Annotated in this window: 19 protein-coding genes; 14 read left to right on the forward strand and 5 right to left on the reverse strand. The window is 45.9% G+C overall.

Features of this window, described 5'->3' with window-relative positions:
* The first annotated feature begins 38 nt into the window (after window positions 1-38).
* The 3 genes from CW749_RS09150 (at window position 39) to secF (ending at window position 3382) form a co-directional block, all read left to right on the forward strand.
* The gene (locus CW749_RS09150) at window positions 39-500 is read left to right on the forward strand and encodes a hypothetical protein (RefSeq protein WP_101111720.1); all 462 of its coding nucleotides are present in this window, start codon (window positions 39-41) and stop codon (window positions 498-500) included.
* A gap of 155 nt (window positions 501-655) precedes the next feature.
* Window positions 656-2479: a protein translocase subunit SecD gene (gene secD / locus CW749_RS09155; protein WP_101111721.1), complete on the forward strand. Its 1824-nt coding sequence runs from the start codon at window positions 656-658 to the stop codon at window positions 2477-2479.
* A 9-nt stretch (window positions 2480-2488) separates the two neighbouring features.
* Window positions 2489-3382: a protein translocase subunit SecF gene (gene secF, locus CW749_RS09160; protein WP_101111722.1), complete on the forward strand. Its 894-nt coding sequence runs from the start codon at window positions 2489-2491 to the stop codon at window positions 3380-3382.
* A gap of 135 nt (window positions 3383-3517) precedes the next feature.
* Here the strand turns inward: secF and CW749_RS09165 are convergent, their stop codons facing one another.
* A complete protein-coding gene (locus CW749_RS09165) occupies window positions 3518-5029 on the reverse strand; it encodes a PTS transporter subunit EIIC (protein WP_180958377.1) in 1512 nt (503 codons plus the stop codon).
* 275 nt (window positions 5030-5304) lie between these two features.
* On the opposite strand from CW749_RS09165, the gene CW749_RS09170 reads away from it, so the two are divergent.
* The 8 genes from CW749_RS09170 (at window position 5305) to CW749_RS09205 (ending at window position 12442) form a co-directional block, all read left to right on the forward strand.
* Complete coding sequence (locus tag CW749_RS09170; protein ID WP_101111723.1) at window positions 5305-6201, forward strand: LysR family transcriptional regulator; 897 nt, start codon at window positions 5305-5307, stop codon at window positions 6199-6201.
* A gap of 96 nt (window positions 6202-6297) precedes the next feature.
* Window positions 6298-7119, forward strand: coding sequence for a putative hydro-lyase (locus tag CW749_RS09175; RefSeq protein ID WP_101111724.1), 822 nt, complete (start codon window positions 6298-6300; stop codon window positions 7117-7119).
* Window positions 7120-7174: 55 nt separating this feature from the next.
* Window positions 7175-8146, forward strand: coding sequence for a TRAP transporter substrate-binding protein (locus tag CW749_RS09180; RefSeq protein ID WP_101111725.1), 972 nt, complete (start codon window positions 7175-7177; stop codon window positions 8144-8146).
* A 117-nt stretch (window positions 8147-8263) separates the two neighbouring features.
* Window positions 8264-8743 (forward strand): TRAP transporter small permease, encoded by a 480-nt coding sequence (locus CW749_RS09185; protein WP_101111726.1) that lies wholly within the window; start codon window positions 8264-8266, stop codon window positions 8741-8743.
* Between the two features lie 12 nt (window positions 8744-8755).
* Entirely contained in the window at window positions 8756-10063 is a 1308-nt protein-coding gene (locus CW749_RS09190; protein ID WP_101111727.1) for a TRAP transporter large permease subunit, read from the forward strand.
* Between the two features lie 42 nt (window positions 10064-10105).
* Entirely contained in the window at window positions 10106-10840 is a 735-nt protein-coding gene (locus CW749_RS09195) for a 5-oxoprolinase subunit PxpA (protein ID WP_101111728.1), read from the forward strand.
* The gene (pxpB, locus tag CW749_RS09200) at window positions 10840-11532 is read left to right on the forward strand and encodes a 5-oxoprolinase subunit PxpB (protein ID WP_180958365.1); all 693 of its coding nucleotides are present in this window, start codon (window positions 10840-10842) and stop codon (window positions 11530-11532) included. Before CW749_RS09195 ends, pxpB begins: the two co-directional genes overlap by 1 nt.
* A complete protein-coding gene (locus tag CW749_RS09205; protein WP_101111730.1) occupies window positions 11522-12442 on the forward strand; it encodes a biotin-dependent carboxyltransferase family protein in 921 nt (306 codons plus the stop codon). Before pxpB ends, CW749_RS09205 begins: the two co-directional genes overlap by 11 nt.
* 27 nt (window positions 12443-12469) lie before the next feature.
* On the opposite strand, the gene CW749_RS09210 is transcribed toward CW749_RS09205, so the two are convergent.
* Window positions 12470-13240, reverse strand: a complete 771-nt coding sequence (locus CW749_RS09210) for a carbon-nitrogen hydrolase family protein (protein ID WP_180958366.1) — start codon at window positions 13238-13240, stop codon at window positions 12470-12472.
* Between the two features lie 203 nt (window positions 13241-13443).
* Here CW749_RS09210 and CW749_RS09215 point away from each other — a divergent pair, with 203 nt between their 5' ends.
* The 3 genes from CW749_RS09215 to CW749_RS28070 all read left to right on the forward strand — a co-directional run bounded on the left by CW749_RS09215 (window position 13444) and on the right by CW749_RS28070 (window position 14708).
* On the forward strand, window positions 13444-13914 hold the full coding sequence (locus tag CW749_RS09215; RefSeq protein WP_101111732.1) for a hypothetical protein: 471 nt from the start codon (window positions 13444-13446) through the stop codon (window positions 13912-13914).
* A gap of 37 nt (window positions 13915-13951) precedes the next feature.
* Window positions 13952-14230, forward strand: coding sequence for a hypothetical protein (locus CW749_RS09220; RefSeq protein WP_101111733.1), 279 nt, complete (start codon window positions 13952-13954; stop codon window positions 14228-14230).
* Window positions 14231-14474: 244 nt separating this feature from the next.
* Window positions 14475-14708, forward strand: coding sequence for a hypothetical protein (locus CW749_RS28070; RefSeq protein WP_145997842.1), 234 nt, complete (start codon window positions 14475-14477; stop codon window positions 14706-14708).
* Window positions 14709-14791: 83 nt separating this feature from the next.
* Here CW749_RS28070 and CW749_RS09230 read toward each other — a convergent pair whose 3' ends face one another.
* The 3 genes from CW749_RS09230 to CW749_RS09240 form a co-directional block, all read right to left on the reverse strand.
* On the reverse strand, window positions 14792-16699 hold the full coding sequence (locus tag CW749_RS09230) for a methyl-accepting chemotaxis protein (RefSeq protein WP_101111735.1): 1908 nt from the start codon (window positions 16697-16699) through the stop codon (window positions 14792-14794).
* Between the two features lie 276 nt (window positions 16700-16975).
* Window positions 16976-18202: a sodium/glutamate symporter gene (gltS, locus tag CW749_RS09235; RefSeq protein WP_101111736.1), complete on the reverse strand. Its 1227-nt coding sequence runs from the start codon at window positions 18200-18202 to the stop codon at window positions 16976-16978.
* 471 nt (window positions 18203-18673) lie between these two features.
* Window positions 18674-19684, reverse strand: a complete 1011-nt coding sequence (locus CW749_RS09240) for a D-cysteine desulfhydrase (protein WP_101111737.1) — start codon at window positions 19682-19684, stop codon at window positions 18674-18676.
* Window positions 19685-19801: the final 117 nt, after the last annotated feature.

The following is a 19801-nucleotide window of genomic DNA, read 5'->3' on the forward strand; positions in this document are numbered from 1 at the left end:
ACTATCGGCGGATTGAATCAATAGAGTGATAATCATCAATGAGAACTTGGGCAATCTTGCTGTTTTCTCTGCTGGTTACTTTCAGCCATACCGTGTTTGCTCAAACGGAGAACGGTGGCTGGCTATCGCAAAACGCTGAATTCGCGGTGCAATCCTCTGTTGAAACTCCATCTCACCTTTCTACTGATTTTCAAACCGAAGCCAACTTACAAATCGAGTTGGAAAAAGGCACAGCTGATTCCCATACTCAGCATATTCCCGATGGACTTTTAACATCGTCTCGATTTGTTTCGTGGAATCAGGAAAGAGTATTCCCAACCCCAGATTACGAACTTCTGGTGCAACTCGGTGGTGAAGATCTACCACCCAGTTATCTGTATTTCTCTCCCCTTATTCCTTCTGTGCTCTGGTCGGAAAAAGCATCAGGCACGAACCCGCACAGAATATCAGGCTGGAAAGATTCTAACCTACTGTATGTCCGCTTAAGCCGCGACAGCTAACCTCAATATTTTTCATACAAAATCTCGACGTATCTGCGTCGCACACCGCTATTTTAGTTTTGCGCCAACCATAGATTTTTAAATCTATTGGCGTTGCTGATCGATCTTTACGCTCAGCATTCATGAACCTGAATTCAGGTTATTGAGGAATCGCTATGTCATCTTCACGTACTCGCGCAAAAGCGCCAGAGCGTTTAAACCACTATTCCGTCTGGAAATACGTGGTGCTTTTCACTGCCATTGTCTTACTTGCGTTAAGCGCACTCCCATCATGGTACGGCGACAAGCCTGCTCTATTGATTGAGCAAACCCATAACGAGCTGTCTCTTGATACAGTTGCTCGGCAGCTTAAGCAGCACAATATTGATGTAAGAGAAGTCACTCAACGTGACACTCAGTTAACCATTTTATTTGAAAACGAACATGACCAAACCCAAGCAAAAAATCTATTAAAGCCCTTACTTGGTAAGGAATCTCAACTCACATTGGCGTACCAGTCGGTTGCACCTGCTTGGCTTTCTGAACTTGGATTTGCGCCCGTCGACCTTGGATTAGATCTGCGAGGTGGTGTTCAATTCTTGCTTAAAGTCGATGTTGATACTGCCCTAGCTGAAAAGCAGCAAGCGCTGGTCGATGAAATAAAAACCACGGCAAGAAAGCTGCACATTCGAGGTATTCAAGTTCACGCGTCGAGTGAAAAAGGCGTCACATTCAAAACTCGTAACGATAACGCGACAACCCAGCTAAGTGAGCAGCTTCGCGATGCGTTCCCTCAGTGGCAGCAAAACCATAACTTAAACAGTGTCACCTTATCTCTTCCGAAAAAAGAATGGCTCGATTTCAAAGAGATAACCCTAAAACAGAACTTGACGATTCTACGTTCACGTATCGAAGAATTGGGTATAACGGAAGCGTCGGTTCAACGCCAAGGGGACAATTATATTCGAATTGAACTGCCTGGAATTCAAGATCCTTCCCAAGCCAAAAGCGTAATTGGCGCAACGGCGAGTTTGGCATTCCACGAAGTGCAGTCCGAAACGTCCGTTGGAAGAATCATTAACGCTAAGGAAGAAAATGGGAACAACGTAAGGCTGGTCGCGAAGCCAGTTGTACAAGGGGAACACATCACGGATGCACGCGCAGGACTCGATGAAATGGGCCGCTCAGTAGTGAACATTTCGCTCGATCTTGCTGGCGGGAGCCAAATCAGCGATTTTTCTGCCACTCACGTGGGTAAACCGATGGCTACGCTGTTTAGCGAATACATCACCGACAAACAAGGCAATTTAACCAAGAAAGATACCGTCATCAGCATCGCGACGATTCAGAGCCAGCTTGGCACGCGTTTTCAAATAACCGGTGCTGGCACCACGCAAGAGGCACAGGAATTAGCCTTGCTTTTGAGGGCAGGGTCTTTAACCGCACCTGTCACAATTGTGGAAGAGCAATCCATTGGCGCAACATTGGGTGCTGAAAATATTGAGAACGGGTTTTCCGCTCTTGCACTGGGTATGAGTTTAACCTTGGCATTCATGGCGTTCTGGTACCGGCGGCTAGGCTGGGTAGCCAACGTTGCGCTGCTCTGCAATATGGTGTGTTTGCTTGGTCTGATTGCTCTGATTCCGGGTGCTGTTTTAACCTTACCGGGCATTGCTGGGCTAGTGTTAACGGTCGGTATGGCAGTAGATACAAACGTACTAATCTTCGAACGCATCAAAGACAAACTCAGTGAAGGAAGAAGCTTTGCTCAATCTATCCACCTTGGGTTCAACAGTGCCGTTAGCACGATAATGGATGCCAACATTACCACGTTAATCACAGCAGTCGTTTTGTACTCAATAGGTAATGGTCCGGTTCAAGGTTTCGCGTTAACACTTGGTTTAGGCATTCTAACCAGTATGTTTACCGGCATCTTTTTGTCTCGATCCATCATCAATATGATTTGGGGGCAAGATGCCCGCCGAAACGTCAGAGTTTAGGAGCGCATCATGAATCTGAATAAAAACATGACTAACATTCGTCGCTGGACGGGGCTATTTTCATTGGTATTGGTCATTCTATCGGTGGGGATCATTGCCGCTCGCGGTTTGAACTTAGGTTTGGATTTTACTGGCGGTATGGTGAGTGAATTTAGAGTATCCCCTACCCTTAGCCAACAAGACTTAAACAACGCACTTAGCCCTGTGGTGGGCGACACGCTCTCGATGGTCAAAAGTGGAGAAGAAGGTCGATGGACGTTGCGCTACTCGGCAGAGAGCCAAGCGTCTATTGAGCAAGTGAATCAGTCGCTCGCTCAACTCGACAACCACGCCGAGATCATCAGCAGTAGCATGATAGGTGCGCAGGTCGGAGATGAATTGTTCGATCAAGGTGGCATGGCGATTTTCATCAGCATGCTGTGCATTATGGCGTATCTGTGTTTTCGATTTGAATGGCGTTTAGCCAGCGGGGCGCTCTTAGCTCTGTTTCACGATGTGATTGTGGTTTTAGGCTTCTTTGCCCTGACACAACAAGAATTCAACCTCACGGTTTTCGCAGCAATTTTAGCGATTTTGGGGTATTCATTGAACGATTCGATCATCATTGCCGACCGTATTCGCGAACAAATACTCGTGAAAACAAATTGGTCCACCAGCGACGTTATCAACTCTGCCGTCGCGAGCACCTTCTCGCGTACTATGGTAACGTCTGGCACAACGCTTGTGACGGTGGGGTCACTTTGGCTGATGGGCGGTTCCCCACTTCAAGGGTTTGCCAGCGCCATGTTCATCGGTATTGTATCTGGCACTTGGTCGTCCATTTCCATCGCCACTGTGTTTCCGGAAATGTGCGAGTTAAAAGCCAAGCATTACATTCCAGCAGAGATGGATACCAACCCTTAAGAGTCTGTTTGATTTGCGCTTTATGGTAAGCGCTTTTGAATAAAGGGGTTCTAAGTAATAAAGGCTTTCAAACAAAAAATGCCCCGTGGCAAGCGGGGCACCGAACAATTTAGAGGGAGGGGGAGAGTGACTGGCTCAATTCACTCGATTGATTCGTTCAGCAATAAACTGGGCTTTTGCCCCAAATATAACTTGTACACCATTGGAACCAACGTTAATCACACCCATTGCACCAATGTCTTCCAAGCCTTTGGCGTTTACAAGTTTGGTATCCACCACTTCAAGACGAAGACGGGTAATACACGCACTTACAGACGTCAGGTTTTCTTTGCCACCAAGGAAGTCCAATGTCAGCTTAGTCAGCTGTTCGTCGGTTAAATCTAATTCTTCTTTCGCCTCTTCGCTTCTGCCCGGAGTTTGCAGATTGAATTTGCGAATAGTGAATCGGAAAACCACGTAATAAAGCGCGGCCATTGGCACACCAACCAACACCGCCGCAAAATAGTTCGTCTCGAACCCGTTCATGGCAGGCATAATGCCAAGTGTAATGTAATCAATAAATCCAGCCGAGAAAGACTTGGCTAAGTGAGCATCCAGCAAGTACATAAACATGTACGCGAAGCCGGTACAAAGTGCGTTGAACAAATACAGCAACGGCGAAATAAAGATAAACGCAAACTCAACAGGCTCTGTAATCCCGGTTAGGAAACAAGTAAGGGCTGCCGAAAATAGAATACCCGCAGCGTATTTTCTCTGGCTGGTTTTGGCTTCGTGGTACATGGCTAAACAGGCAGCGGGTAATGCAAAAAGCATAAGTGGGAATTCACCCTGCATGAATTTGCCTGCACCTTGATACGTGGCGGAATCAAAATCCTTCACACCATCCGCCAACATTTTAAACCAAATAGCCTGATCACCATTGACGATTTGCCCAGCTTCCGTCGTGAATTCACCAAACGTAAACCAGAAAGACGGATACCAAATGTGGTGTAAGCCTAATGGGATCAGCGCACGCTCTGTGAATCCAAAAATGAAGGTAGAAAGCGCTTGGTTATCACCGTTAACAACACCCGACAAACTATCAATCCCACTTTGAACATGCATCCACACGTTAGGCAGTAATAGCCCAAGTACAAACGCTGCCAAAGCCGTCACAATAGGGACAAATCGCTTACCAGAAAAGAAGCCTAAAAATGCGGGTAATTGAATTGCGTGGAATCGGTTATACATGGACGCGGCGAGAATACCCGCTATTAAACCGCCGAATACCCCCATTTGTAAGCTAGGGATGCCCAATACCAGAGCGTAAGCTCCGCCTTCGAGTGCCATTTCTTGTGTCACGCCCGCACTCACACCAATAGTCATGTTCATCACCAGCATCGCGACAACTGCCGCCAGACCCGCAATACCCGACTCTTTTGAAAGCCCAACCGCGGCTCCAACGGCAAACAACAATGGCAAGTTGCTGAAAATGACATCCCCAGCGCCAACCATGAGTGGAATGCCAAGCTTGTCACCGAATGCAAGTAATAAACCTGCGGCTGGCAAAATAGAAATTGGGAGCATTAACGCGCGCCCAACAGTAGAAAGTTTTGATACACCCTTCATGAGATACGCAAAGGGGGATGAGCCTTTATTAGGCTTCATCGCAGCTTCAGTTGTCATGGTTGTTCCTTATAGTTCTGACCGATAAAACGGGTTATCGATAGATATTGGTTATTGGTTATTGGTTATTGGTTATTGGTTATTGGAGATAATGTTCAAAAGCTACTTTACGAATCTGAAGAATTATTGAAGTAGAGAATTGTTAGTGCTTTGTAAATAGACACTTACAAATAACGCTCACCAACCTTGCATCTCTGGGTCACTAGGGATATATCTTAAGGGCATTAAGGCAGCAACAAACGGGCAAGGAACGCGTAATGAATTTCAAGCGCATTGAGACATTTGTGGTGGTGGCGACTCTCGGTAGTTTTCGTAAAGCAGCGGAGCAACAGTTCACCACCCAACCAGCAATTTCGACCCGAATTGCAGGATTGGAAGAAGAGTTGGGCGTAAAGCTGTTCGACAGAGACGCTTCTCCCGTTGTTCTCACAGCCCAAGGTAAAGACCTATTACCTTATGCTGAAAAAATGCTGTATATGGCGGAACAAATGCACAAACGTGCCGACATCAGCCGGTTACTTTCTGGAACACTGCGTTTGGGAGTATCTGAAACCATTGCGCATACTTGGCTAACCGATTTTCTCAAAGTACTTCATCATGAGCTACCTAACCTTGATGTGGATATGACGGTTGATGTCACGGGAAACTTGAAGAATAGCTTGCTTGATCGGTCACTGGATTTGGCTTTTTTAATGGGGCCGGTTCCCGAGCCGGGGATTACCAATCACGACCTTTGCCAATTTCCATTGGTATGGGTCGCGAGCATCGACCTGCCTTTGCCAGATAAAACTTTATCGCTGGAAGAAATGGTTCAATACCCGATCATTACATACGCTCGCAACACGCAACCTTTTTCCGAGATCAGTGAAAAGTTCATGCAGATAGATGGGCTCCCCGCGCGTTTTTTCTCATCCAGTTCACTGTCTGCCTGCCTTAAGCTCACTCAAGATCAAATTGGTATTTCCACTTTGCCACTGGCGACAGTCTCGTCCGATATTAAACGCGGGATACTCAAAAAATTGGATGCTCACTGGGAACCCTCTGCTTTAGCCTTTACCGCTTCGTATCCTTCGGTTGCATTTAACAGTGCGGCTGAACTTGCCGCAGAGATTGCGGTGAGAGTGGCAGAGAAATTTGAACAGGGTGATAAATAAAATTTATACCAGTAAGTAAAAAACCATAATTGGACTTTATGCACTTACAAAGCAACACTTGCGTTACATTTCTTTAACAATGGACTGCTTTGCGAAATGCCAAATACACACTCTAAGCCTTCAGCCTATAAGACTCAGTTACTTGCTCAAGCGTCTGAAGTAAGAAAAAAAATCCGACTTGGAAAATTCAACCAGCCAACCAGTGGTGTCGCCTCTGGGCTGGTTCAAGGCAATATCGTGATACTGCCGCAAGAGTGGGCAAACGACTTTTTACGATTTTGCCAAAACAATCCTGCTGCTTGCCCGTTAATTGCCGTTTCTCAGCCCGGGCATCCTCTGTTGTCCGATCTTGGTGAAGACATCGACATAAGAACGGATGTGCCAGAGTTCAAGGTATTTCGACACGGGGAACACGCAGAAACCGTTACCGACATTAACAGCCTTTGGCAGTCAGATTTTGTCACGTTTGTACTCGGATGCTCATTTTCATTCGAAGATGCGCTTGAGCGCGCAGGGCTTACCGTGAGAAACATCGAATCCCAAACCAATGTTTCTATGTACAAAACCAATATTCAAACCACGCCAAGTGGTCGGTTTCACGGCAATATGGTGGTGTCCATGCGCCCATTTGTGGCATCAGATGCAATCCGCGCCATCCAAGTCACCTCCCGCTTGCCTAAAGCACACGGCGCCCCCGTCCACATTGGCGACCCAGCCCTCATAGGGATCGATGACCTATCACAACCTGACTTTGGTGATGCCGTTGACGTACACCAACACGAACTTCCTATTTTTTGGGCTTGTGGCGTAACACCGCAAGTGGCGATCGCCAATGCAAAACCCCCCATTGCGATTACCCATGTACCCGGAAAAATGCTCATCACAGATTGCCTAAACGATGAACTGGCAGTGCTGTAGCTGATCAGCTATTACTTAAGCTACTAATTAAGCGATATAAATGGAGATTAACATCATGAAATGGATAGCAAAAACCGCAGCCACGTTACTTATCAGTGGATTAGCCACTCACAATGCGATTGCCGCTAAGTGGCACATGCCAACACCTTACGGGGATGGTCACTTACCTACTCAAATCGCTTATCAGTTCGCGAAAGACATCAAAAGCTATACCGATGGTGACGTCGATATCACAGTATATTCTGGTGCATCTTTGATGAAACACCCTGAGATTCCACGCGCAGTGCGCACTGGTCAAGTTCAGCTTGGGGAAGTGTTCATAGGAATCATGGGAAACACGCACCCAATCTTTAAACACGACAACATTCCTTTCCTTGCGACCAATTACGACCAAGCCAAGAAGTTATGGTTAGCCGCTAAACCAGAAGTTGAAAAGCAACTCAGCAAAGAAGGGTTGATGCTTCTGTACACTGTGCCGTGGCCAGCACAAAGCCTTTACACGAAGAAACCCGTTCAATCGTTAGCCGATCTACAAGGCAGTAAGATGCGCGCCTACAGCCCATCCACATCGCGCCTTGCAGATTTAATGAATACCACCCCGACCACTGTTCAGTTGCCGGACATTCCGCAAGCATTCAGCACCGGTATTATTGATGCAATGATCACCTCTCCATCAACAGGCGCAAATGGGCAAGCATGGGATTACCTAAGCCACTTTACAGAAGTAAAAGCATGGATTCCTAAAAACTTCGTTGTTGTAAACAAGCGTGCGTTCAAACGCCTAGATAAAGACACTCAGAAGAGCATTCTGACGGCGGCTGAAAAAGCAGAAACATCAGCGTGGAATCTCGTTGTAGAGCGTGAAGCTCGCGATACTGCCATCCTTGCAGACAACGGTATCAAAGTAACGCAACCATCAGAGAAATTGCTGTCTGAGCTGAAAGAGATTGGCGTCACCATGACGAAAGAATGGGAACAAGAAGCCCCTTCAGAAGTAAAAACGGTGCTAGACAGATATAACCAATAATACATTACCTTAAGGCTCTGTTTTCAGGGCCTTTCTTTGAACTAGGGTCTGTAGACCTAATACTTCGAAGTATTGCTGTGGGGTTTTTCAGTGAATACGTTTAAACACACTCTTTATATGCTGTCTGGCTACTCATCTGGGTTGTGCATCGTTCTGATGATGCTGATCATTTTGGCTCAGGTAGTGGGTCGATTTTTTGGGTTTATTGTGCCGTCAGCCGAAGATTTTTCCGGCTACGCTTTGGCGGCATCCACTTTTTTTGGGCTTGCATACGCATTTCGGGAAGGTGGGCACATTCGCGTTACGTTGGTGATTCAACGTTTACCTGAACGCGTTCAACACTATCAAGAAACGTTCATCCTTATTTTTGCTTTTCTCCTGGTGACTTTTATGAGCTTTTACTGCGCCCATATGGTGTGGGAATCCTACGATTTTGAAGAAGTCACCCATGGCTACATTCCGATTCCGTTGTGGATACCGCAAGTGCCTGTTGCATTTGGCATGTTTGGTCTTAATTTGGCTGTCCTCGATAACCTCATTTTGACATTGAAAGGGCAAGCGCCAACTTACAAAGCCCACGAAGGCGAGACGGAGTAAGGAAAAGCACTCATGGATATTTCTGTTATTTCTATTATCTTAGCGCTCACCATGATCCTAATGCTCGCAGCTGGGATATGGGTGTCGCTTGCCTTAATTGGCGTTGGTGTTCTCGGTTTGTACATGACGGGAAATGAACAAATCGGCTTGTTGTTCGCTACCTCAAGTTGGGGTGGAAGCACCAGTTGGTCACTCACGGCTTTGCCGATGTTTATTTGGATGGGGGAGCTGCTGTTTAGAACTCGCCTGTCTGAAGATCTCTTTAAAGGGCTTGCCCCGTGGTTAAGTGGGTTTCCGGGTAAGCTCTTACACGTTAACGTACTGAGCTGTGGTATTTTCGCTGCGGTATCGGGGTCATCTGCCGCAACGGCGGCGACCATAGGGCGTATGACACTGCCCGAACTCAAAGCCCAAGGTTACAGCGAAAAAATGGCCATTGGCACGCTTGCGGGTTCTGGCACTTTGGGTTTACTGATCCCACCTTCTATCATTTTGATCGTTTATGGTGTGGCAGCAGAAGTGTCCATTGGCCGGCTTTTCATCGCTGGAGCCCTACCCGGACTTATGCTGGTGTTGATGTTTATGGGCTACACCGCAGTATGGGCGCTACTCAATAAAGACGGGCTTCCTGCACACAGTAAAGAGAGCGTGTCTTTCACCGTTAAATTGGCGGCGCTGAAAAAGCTCCTGCCTATCGTGAGCCTTATCTTGTTCGTGCTCGGCTCAATATACGGTGGACTAACGACACCAACCGAAGCGGCTGCGCTGGGTGTCTTTGGCGCACTCATTCTGGCGTGGACGACGGGTTCGTTGTCGCTGAACAACTTTCTTGATAGCTTGCTCGGCGCGGTAAAAAGTTCCTGTATGATCGGGCTGATTCTGGTTGGCGCGCACTTTCTGACACTGGCAATGGGCTTTTTGGGTATTCCTCGCGCACTGGCTGAATGGATAGCAACGTTTACTCTGTCTCCGTTTGAATTACTAATCTACCTAACTGTGCTGTTCGTTATTCTAGGGTGTTTTTTGGATGGCATCTCTGTTGTTGTGTTAACCGTCGCAGTTGTCATGCCAATGGTGCAACAAGCTGGCATCGACTTGTTGTGGTTTGGTATATTCATTGTATTGGTTGTCGAAATGTCACAAATTACCCCGCCAGTTGGGTTTAACTTATTTGTCATTCAGGCACTCACGGGTAAAGACATACTCTATGTGGCTCGCGCTGCGCTGCCCTTTTTCCTATTGATTTTAGTTGGTTTGGTAATGATCACCGTATTCCCAGAAATCGTGACTTACTTACCCACCACCATGACACAAAGATAATCGAATCTGCGTTTTTAAAAGACATCGTTTAAGAGACAAAACATGAAACTGAATTGCGATATGGGTGAGTCCTTTGGCGGTTGGGCCAAAGGACAGGATTCTCACGTCATGCCTTTTATCGACATGGCAAACATTGCGTGTGGTTTTCACGCTTCAGACCCACTGACCATGGACAAAACTGTTCGCATGGCCGTCGAGAACAACGTAAAAATTGGTGCGCACCCTGGCTACCCCGATCTGATTGGGTTTGGGCGTCGCAACATGGATATTGCACCGCAAGAGCTTGAAGCCATATTGATTTACCAAATTGGCGCTCTAGATGCGATTTGCCAAAAACACGGCACTGAAGTCAGCTACATCAAACCTCACGGTGCAATGTACAACCAGATGATGAAAGACAAAACCATTCTGTCGACTATCATGAAAACGGTTCGTAAAGTTCGTCCCCTTTGCCCGCTAGTAGTGATGGCAACCCCAAATAACGACATTATTCGAGCCATGGCTCAAGAACACGGTATTGAGGTGTGGTTTGAAGCATTTTCTGATCGGGCATACGACGATCAAGGCTACCTCGTTTCGCGCAATGAAGCGGGCTCGGTTTACACCGATTTCACCAGCATCAAAAATCAAATCTGCCAAATCATCGAAGAAGGCTGCGTGACGACGATTACCGGCAAAAAGCTCTCTATAGATGTAGATACCATCTGCATTCACGGAGACGGTGAACACGCTGCCAGTGTGAGTGAAGCAGCGGCAGTAATGAGGAGAGCCAACTGATGCGCATAGAGCCGGTCAATGAAATGACCTGTATCGTGTATTTTGGCGACCAAATTAACGAACAAATCGCACAACAAATAAGCTGGGCGATCAACCGAATACACGAAAGTCTTGGCGACATTGTGATCGACATTATTCCGTCTTACACCTCCATTTTGGTGTGTTATGACGTCAATAAAACCGACCGATTCAACATCATTGCCAATCTAAAGAGTGCGCTTCGTGGATCGAGTTCTGCCCATACAAAAACTCAGTCTTCACACGTTGTAGACCTACCCGTTTACTATGGCGATGAAGTCGCTCTGGATTTACAAGATATTTGCGATCACCATAAGCTGAGTAAAAGTGAAGTCATCCAAATCCATAGCGATAAGATCTATCAAGTTTACGCCATTGGATTTAGCCCCGGCTTTGCCTATTTGGGAACAACAGATGAACGCATCACCATGCCACGCAAATCCACACCTCGCTTAAAAGTCCCCACGGGTAGCGTTGGCGTGGCGGATAACCAAACCGCGATTTACCCAAGCTCCACACCCGGTGGTTGGCAAATAGTAGGTAGAACACCGCTCAAGATGATTGATTGGGAAAGCGACTCTCTGGCTCGTGTTGCTGTTGGTAATCAAGTGCGATTTCGCCCCATAACTCGCGAAGAATTTTTGGATTTAGGAGGGCAGTTCGATGAGCTTTGAAGTCATTAATCCGGGGCTGCTTGCATTGATTCAAGATCTCGGTCGCTTCGGGTACCAACACATGGGCATTACCACGGGCGGCCCTATGGATGAACATGCATTTTGTTGGGCAAATCGAATACTTGATAACCCTCAAAATGTGCCGCAGGTTGAAATAACGTTTGGAAAGCTTACTTTAAAGGCACTCGCAGATACTTGTATTGCGATAACAGGCGCAGACTTAAACGCCAGAATTGGCGATAAAAAAATTCAGCCTTGGAATACGTATCGAATTCGAAAAGGCGATACCCTGAATTTTGACTCTCCTAAAAACGGCTTACGCGCTTATTTAGCGATTAAGGGTGGCTTTACAGTCGACCTGCAACTCGATAGCGCATCGACAGTCTCACGAGAGAAAATCGGTGGTATTGAAAATGGACGCGCGTTAAAACAAGGGGATGTTCTCCGGTTTACCCCATGTAAAGACGACATCAAAACTCGAGCACCAAAATGGGCGATACCCGACTACACAGCGCCACTGGAATTGGGCGTGATGCTCGGATACCAATACCGAGATTTTCCCAATAACGACATCATGACTCTGTTTTCCAGCGCTTATGAAGTCTCATCCAACATTGATCGAATGGGCTACCGGCTGTCTGGTCAAGCTATTCGCTGCAATCGAGATGGCATTATTTCAGAAGGCATTGCCTACGGTGCAATACAGATTCCAAAAGATGGGCAACCCATCGTGCTCATGAGAGACAGGCAAACTATCGGGGGCTACCCAAAAATAGGGTGTTTAAGCGCATTAGGGGCTGGTCAGCTCGCGCAGCGCGCCCCTGGTAGCCACATTAGTTTTTACCAAATGGACGTTGGAGAAGCAGAGGCGCAGCGCGTCATCTTCAATCGAGTCATGCAAACTAAATAGCGACCTAATAAAAGACCCGAGCTCGGATTAAAACGAGAAAGGCTTCGCCATCAACTCCTCGGTCTTTGACAGCGTTACCTCAAAGACCGCGGGTTGATCATATGGAGCGTGGTAGATTTCATCGCCCTCTTTTGAAATGACGATGCTTCCCCCCAGCCCCGTTGCTTCCGGTACGTTTGTGCCATTTGCCCAATTGCACTGCACTACCGCTGCACCTAACGTTTTCGCTAACTCTTTCGCTTCGTGGTAATAAGCGGCATCGGATCTGAGTTGTTCAGTTTCACCCAAATTCCACCCGATGTAACTGGGCCAAAGTACCAATTCGACACCCTTTCCTGAGAGCGAATCCGTGACTTCACGAACATCCAGTATTTCTCTGCACAATACAACCGATAATGTCATGCCTTCAATCTCAATAGCAGGGCGGCTATCCCCATGTTGGAAAAAGCACTGTTCACTCTCCGTCAGCCCAATTTTATCCCACAAGCAAGCGATTTCACCGTCTGGTTTGAAACAATAAAAACTGTTGTAAACCGATGAAGAGTCGACTCTTGGCAAACCCGCAAACACATAGACTTGATGGCTACTCGCCAGTTCAGAGAGAGTTTGAGTCCAAATCACATGATTTTCTTTGCTCGAAATATTAACGACTTCCCGATTGAAACCTGGCAAAGCCAGTTCTGGAAAAACGAACACTCTTTGTCCCGTTTCTACGCCTTTTTTAACCACCTGTTGAATGGTCTGAATTTGCTTTTCAGCCCCAAGTTCCATACGGATCTGTGCCACTAGAAATTTCATGTTTTCACTCTTCAATTCTTTTGGCGGCGCATAGTAACCGTGAGAAAATTTCATCGCCAGAATTGACATCCTAAACCTGCAAGACGACACGCAAACATCAAAAGTTTTGCCTGAATGTATTTCCATTTTTATTTAAATTTGCGCGTGTAAAACGGAGTAAATGATCTAAAATGCAGAGGCCTAACATTACCTTATGAACCATTATGACAAAATCTATCTTGCCTCTACTGCTCGTTCTCCCTTTTGCTTCTGCGACGACGCATGCCTCAGACCTTTGCCCTGAAAATCAACTGCTAATAGAAGGGTGCAGTTTTGGTAAGAAAAGTGTCTCGGTTTGTACCGCCAGTGAAAACACCATTTTGTATCGATATGGCACCGCTGAAAAAATTGAAATGGAAATTGAGTCGCCAGTAAAAATGGCTCGCTCAAGCTACAGTGGTGGTGGCGCGGGTTTTGTCCTATTTGAAAACGGACGCTACAACTACATTGTTTTCAGTCGAATAATGCGTGGCGAACGCCAAGAAGACGGCAGCTTTGAGCACATCAGTGAAGCTGGAATCATCGTTGAAAAAGACGAGTCCGAAATCGCAACCCTCATGTGCAAAACAGAGATGATGTGGGGTAAAGGTGATTTCCCTGAACACGAAAAACTCGTTGATTTTCGTTACTACTAGAATCTGTTGACCTAATACCCGTTGATCAGAAGGGCTCATGAAAACGGTAAATTACTTACTTCGCGTTCACACGTTACCAGAAGACTTAAAAGAAGCTTCTAGGGATACAAACCACGATTTGCATAAAACATCGGTGATCTACTCTAAGCTCATCAATACCGATCATTTATGGGAGGTTGATTCCATAGATGAATATGATCAGGTTTGGGTTGCTGTAAATTTTATCAACGACGCTGGGCAAGCTGAATTCCACACAATAAAAATAGATTCAGGTACTTACGAACCCATCGAATACGACGACTACATTATTAACTAAGATGAACATGCTTACATTCTCATAGACGATACGGTTATTTTTTAACCACCTTGCTACCGTGATATTTATAAAATATTAACTAATAATGTCAGGTATAAAGGTATGAGAGACCCAATCTTTACCTTCTCGGCGCCGAGAACTGTTCAATCCATCAGCCATGAAGACGAGCACGACTTTGCCATTCGTCTATCACAAAATGCATTAGCATCAACGCATTATTTATCTCAGCTCCCACAGCAACTCAGTGCGCGTCGAATGCGGGCAGCAGCAAGAACCCTTTCTGAAACATTCCGGCAGCGGCTGTCCATACTACCGAGAGAGAAACGACAAGCTTCCTAAGCTCAAATTGACCGATGAACTGGATGAGCATAGTGGTCAAGTCCGCTTCTTCGAGCAAGCGTTCGATTGGGATCTGATGGCTTACCATTTATACCCTTATTACTATACGAAAAACCGAAGTTGGAGTGGTGATGAATAAGGCAGAATCGTTCATTACAGAATTTTAAAAGGCATGCCCGTGAGCATGCCTTTGATGGTTAAAGTTCGTATTTAAAGCGATAGCTACACTTTGAACTGGCTCAGTAGCTGGTTTTGTTTTTCCACCACTTTTTGCTGTTCACCAATCGACTCTGTTAGATTGCCCATAAAGTCAGACACCTCGACAGAAATATCTTTGGTAGCCTGCGCATTGCGATTCACTTCTTCGCTCACGATGCTTTGTTGCTCAGCTGCCGACGCAATCTGATGAATCATATCTGTAATTTGACCCATTGCATGGCGAATGGCTTGCAGTGCCGTATCAGCTTCTTGAGAGTGATCTAACGTTTTAGTCACTTCTTTCTGGCTGGATTCCATCACTTCTAGCGCTGACTTAGAACCCATTTGCAGTTCATCGATCATGTTGCCAATTTCTTCGGTTGAAGCTTGAGTTTTCTGCGCTAACGTACGCACTTCATCCGCCACAACCGCAAAACCACGGCCCGACTCACCTGCACGTGCCGCTTCGATAGCTGCATTCAATGCCAGCAAATTGGTTTGATCAGCGATGTCGTTAATTACCCCAAGGACCGACTCAATTCGGTTGGTTGCCTGATTGAGGTCGGAAACAACGGATACTGCCTCCATGACTTTTTTAGACAAAGCTTCCGTTGATTGAGCTGAATCTTCCACCAGCACGGCACTTTTCTCAATATTGCCATTAGCGCTTTGAACCGCAGTAGACGCTTGCTGTGAGTGGTTTGCCACTTCTCTTGCGCTCACCGACATTTCATTAATAGCGGCTGCCAATTGATCAACTTCGCGCATTTGTTCTGAAATGTAGTTTTGTGCTTTCGCAGTACCTTCGGTAGAAGACTTCATGCTGACAGAGATATCGTCACCCAACGATTTGGTGTCTGAAATTAGGCTCTGTAGCTGACTCATTAATGCGTTGATGCTAAGTGCGACCTTACCTATTTCATCTTCATTATGCACCGCGATACTTTTGGTGAGATCGCCATCGCCTTTTGTCAGATCGTCTACTTTTGCCTGCAAACGCTGCATAGGTTTAAACAGAAGTTGAAGCGTGCCCATTAACGTTAAGCTGGCCAGAATAATTAAACCAAACGCAATCCAAGACATGGTGCTGAATAAATCACTTAAGCTCTTGTACGCGTTCTTTTGGTCAACACTCACAAGGTAATACCAAGATGTGTTCGAACCCAGTTTTACCTCGTTGTGGTAACCGATGCGTGTCAGACCAGAACTATCGAAGGTAAAGGAACCGTATCCCGCGCTGAGAATGATTGGCTTAGATGGGGCCAGTGCTGAAATGTCACTAATGTTCGTTTCACCTGCGATACTTTTTGAAGAGGACGACGCAATCACCGTTCCTTTTGCATCAAATAAACTTGCAATCGCACCAGCCGGCAAATTGTTGTTTATGTGTTCAGCGACAATTTCAAGGGTAAGATCGGCTAACAATACACCTTTCAACTCGGTTCCGTCATAGAAAGGTTCCGCAATACTCACCATCAACTTTTTGGTGGATGAACCTCGATAGATACCGGTGATGATGGTAGATCGTTTGGCTTTTGCTTGCTTATACCACCCACGAACACGTGGATCGTACTTGTTTGAATCGTATTTACCTGAGCGAGAACTGAACGCACGCCCATCTTCAAAACCAATAACAATGGCAAAAACCTGTGACGCATTGGCCACCTGCGATATAAGCAACTCAGTATCGCTATCAGAGAACGGTTGAGAAAATGTCGGTGCCGTTTTCACCAATGTCTGGGAGACGTTGTGTACCCAAGATTCAATGGAATCACTCACTGCATCTGTTTTAAGAGAGGCACTGTAGTCAATGCTGTTTTGCTTGTCTTGAGCTAGAAAATAATAGGAAATACAAAGCGACACACTCAGTGAGATAACAAGCAGCAAGGCTGCAACCGTAATCACTCGTTGCTTAAATCCAAATTTAATCATTCTTTTACCTGTCTATTCATTCATCAACTCTTAGTGAGCTGATTGCTACAGGGCAAGAAGTGTACAGATCTAAAATAAAATTGGGAGTAATGTCACACAAACAGACAGGTATCCCGATTAGGATTTATTAACTATCTAACTGTTTTATAAAAATAAAATATTATATATTTAAATGTGTCTATATTGTATTTAAATGTAACACTACTCAATAACACTCATAAAAAACTATTAACTAGGTTGCTGTTCAATCTAAATATGAGCTTTTAAGTGAAAAATCTAACTTAGTAAACCAACAAAATATGGAATGATTAGCGCATTCGCTAAATCAATAAAAAACGCGCATACAAGTGGAACAATAATGAACGCTTGATGGCTATTCCCGTACTTTTGCGCCACCGCCGACATATTAGCCATTGCCGTAGGTGTTGACCCCAAAGAAATACCACCAAACCCAGCACACACAACAGCGGCATCGTACGTTTTTCCCATCAACGGAAAAACAACAAAAATAGCGACACAAATCGCTACGATAAATTGCACGCCAAGAATAGCGAAAATAGGACCAGCCAGGTCGACAAGCGCCCACAGCTGCATGCTCATAAGTGACATGGCAAGGAATGCACCTAATGCAATATCGGCAATTAATGCAATCGCAGGTGTACGTTTTGGCCAACGTGTTCCGGTTAAGCGAGGGTAAGAATCTGGAATCAGATTAGAAATAAGAATACCCGCGAACAGACAAGTCACAAACAATGGCAAGTCCAGCCCGAATTCTGACACCGCTTCATTAAGAAGTGCCCCCAATATCACACAGATATGAATAGCCAGCACGGCATCCAAAAAATCATACGCATTGATACTGGGTTTAGGGTTATTGGGTGAAGTACCCACATCCATTTTTTCAACTTTCGCAGGGCTAAGGTTATGACGATTAATGAGAAACTTGGCAATCGGTCCGCCCATCACGCTGGCTAAAATAAGCCCAAAGGTGGCACTGGCGATGCCGATTTCCATTGCCGTTTCCAAACCGAAGCTCTCACCAATTTTTGGTGACCACGCAATGGCAGTACCATGCCCACCTATCAGTGAAACCGTTCCACTCAACAAGCCCACGATATCTGGCTGCCCCAACATGGTTGCAATGCCAATCCCCGTTAGGTTCTGGATAAACATGTACCCTATAGTGATGGTGAGCAAGATGATAAGTGGTTTCCCACCTTTGAAGAGATCTTTCAGGCTGGCGTTGATGCCGATGGTCGTGAAGAAGTAAACAAGCAGAAGGTCACGCGCCGCCAAATCAAATTCAACATCAATTCCGGATAGGTAGTGCAGAGCGGCAAATAGAATGGACACTAAAATCCCGCCGGATACGGGTTCTGGAATGCTGAACTCTCTCAGCCATTTGCTCGCCTGTGTTAGCCGACGCCCCAAAAACAGCACGACGATGCCAAGTGTGACCGCGAGAAAAGATTCGACGTGCAGTATTCCATCCAAGTAATTCATGGGCTCTCCATTGCCTAGGGTCTGTTGACCTTTCGAGATGATTTTTGCAGCAATTTGTGGGTGATTTATACAAGGCAGAGCTTATTCGGTGTAGTCGCTCTACATCAATGAGCGATAACGCAGTAGAAATAAGCCACAAATGCTGCCCAAAGGGTTCGTTTCTATGCCTTTTACTCATTGTTGCAAGGTATTTGCTTAGAATGACTAGGCTACATACCTTGCGCCGCGATTAAAAGGCATAGAATTCGAACAAAATTTAACCATGAAAGGTCAACAGACCCTAAAGTTACGAACACTCAACATGTTAGGTAAGGTGACACTTATAAGCAACCAAAGGAGTATTAATTTTACAGATTCACCATGAACCAACGTCTACAACTTCCCTCCCTTTGAATTGTCGGTAAAAAACAAAAAACTGGCGCAACATTTTGAGCCAGTTTTTTTAATTAAAATGTTAGGTCGTAGTCTAAATCAATCATATTTTGGGTAGTTGAAGGCTTCACGATACCCATAAAGTGCTTGGCTACCGCCAGTATGAAGAAACACGATGTTATCTTCTTTATCGAAGTGGCCTTTACGCACAAGGTCAATCAGCCCTGCAGCGCCTTTTGCAGAATAAACCGGATCGAGAAGAATGGATTCCTTTCTAGCAAACAACTCGATGGCTTCAATGGCACCTTCTGTTGGAATACCGTAGCCTTCACCAACATAATCGCTGTTCGCCACTACATCTTCACGCTTCACCACACCTTTAATGCCTAAAAACTCTGCCGTTCTCTCTGCCAAAGCAAAAACGTTATTCTCTTGCGCTTCCTTTGCAGCCCGGACACCAATGCCCAATACGGGTATTTGACTGTTCGACGCCACCAACCCCGTCACTAAGCCTGCTTGTGTACCTGCACTGCCCGTCGCATGAACCAAATGATCAATCTTCAAACTCATGTCATTGCTCTGGCACAATAACTCTAATGCCGCATTCACGTACCCCAATGCCCCAATAGGGTTAGAGCCACCACCGGGGATAATGTAGGGGTTTTTACCTTCGCTTCGCAAAGACGCTGCAAGCTCTTCCATCGCTTGGTTCATATCAGTGCCCGCTGGAAGTTTTGTAAGCGGAGCGCCAAAGATCTGGTCGAGTAATACGTTGCCATTGTAGTTGTAGTCGATATCTTTGCTGCCAGTGCGATCTTCTAACAGGATATGGCATTCCATACCCAGCTTTGAAGCGATAGCCGCCGTCTGGCGTGCGTGGTTGGACTGTGTCGCACCTTGTGTGATGATGATATCTGCGCCTTTTTGAATGGCATCACCCATTAAAAACTCTAGCTTGCGGGTTTTGTTTCCTCCGCCAGCAAGACCAGTACAGTCATCTCTTTTAATCCAAAGATTGGGGCCCCCTAAATACTTGCTTAACTCGCGCATTGGTTCGAGTGGCGTATTAAGGTGTGCAAAGTGAGCTCTTGGGTAACGTGATAAGTGCATGGATTCATTCCCTTGTTGTCTGCAAATCCGTGTTCAACCGCTATGGTCTGAACACCGCTGTTTAAGAATTCGTATTTCAATCAGATGCGTTCATCGTAAACGTGAAATCCCAACACT

The organism is Vibrio sp. vnigr-6D03, assembly GCF_002835515.1.
Taxonomy (GTDB): Bacteria; Pseudomonadota; Gammaproteobacteria; order Enterobacterales; family Vibrionaceae; genus Vibrio; species Vibrio penaeicida.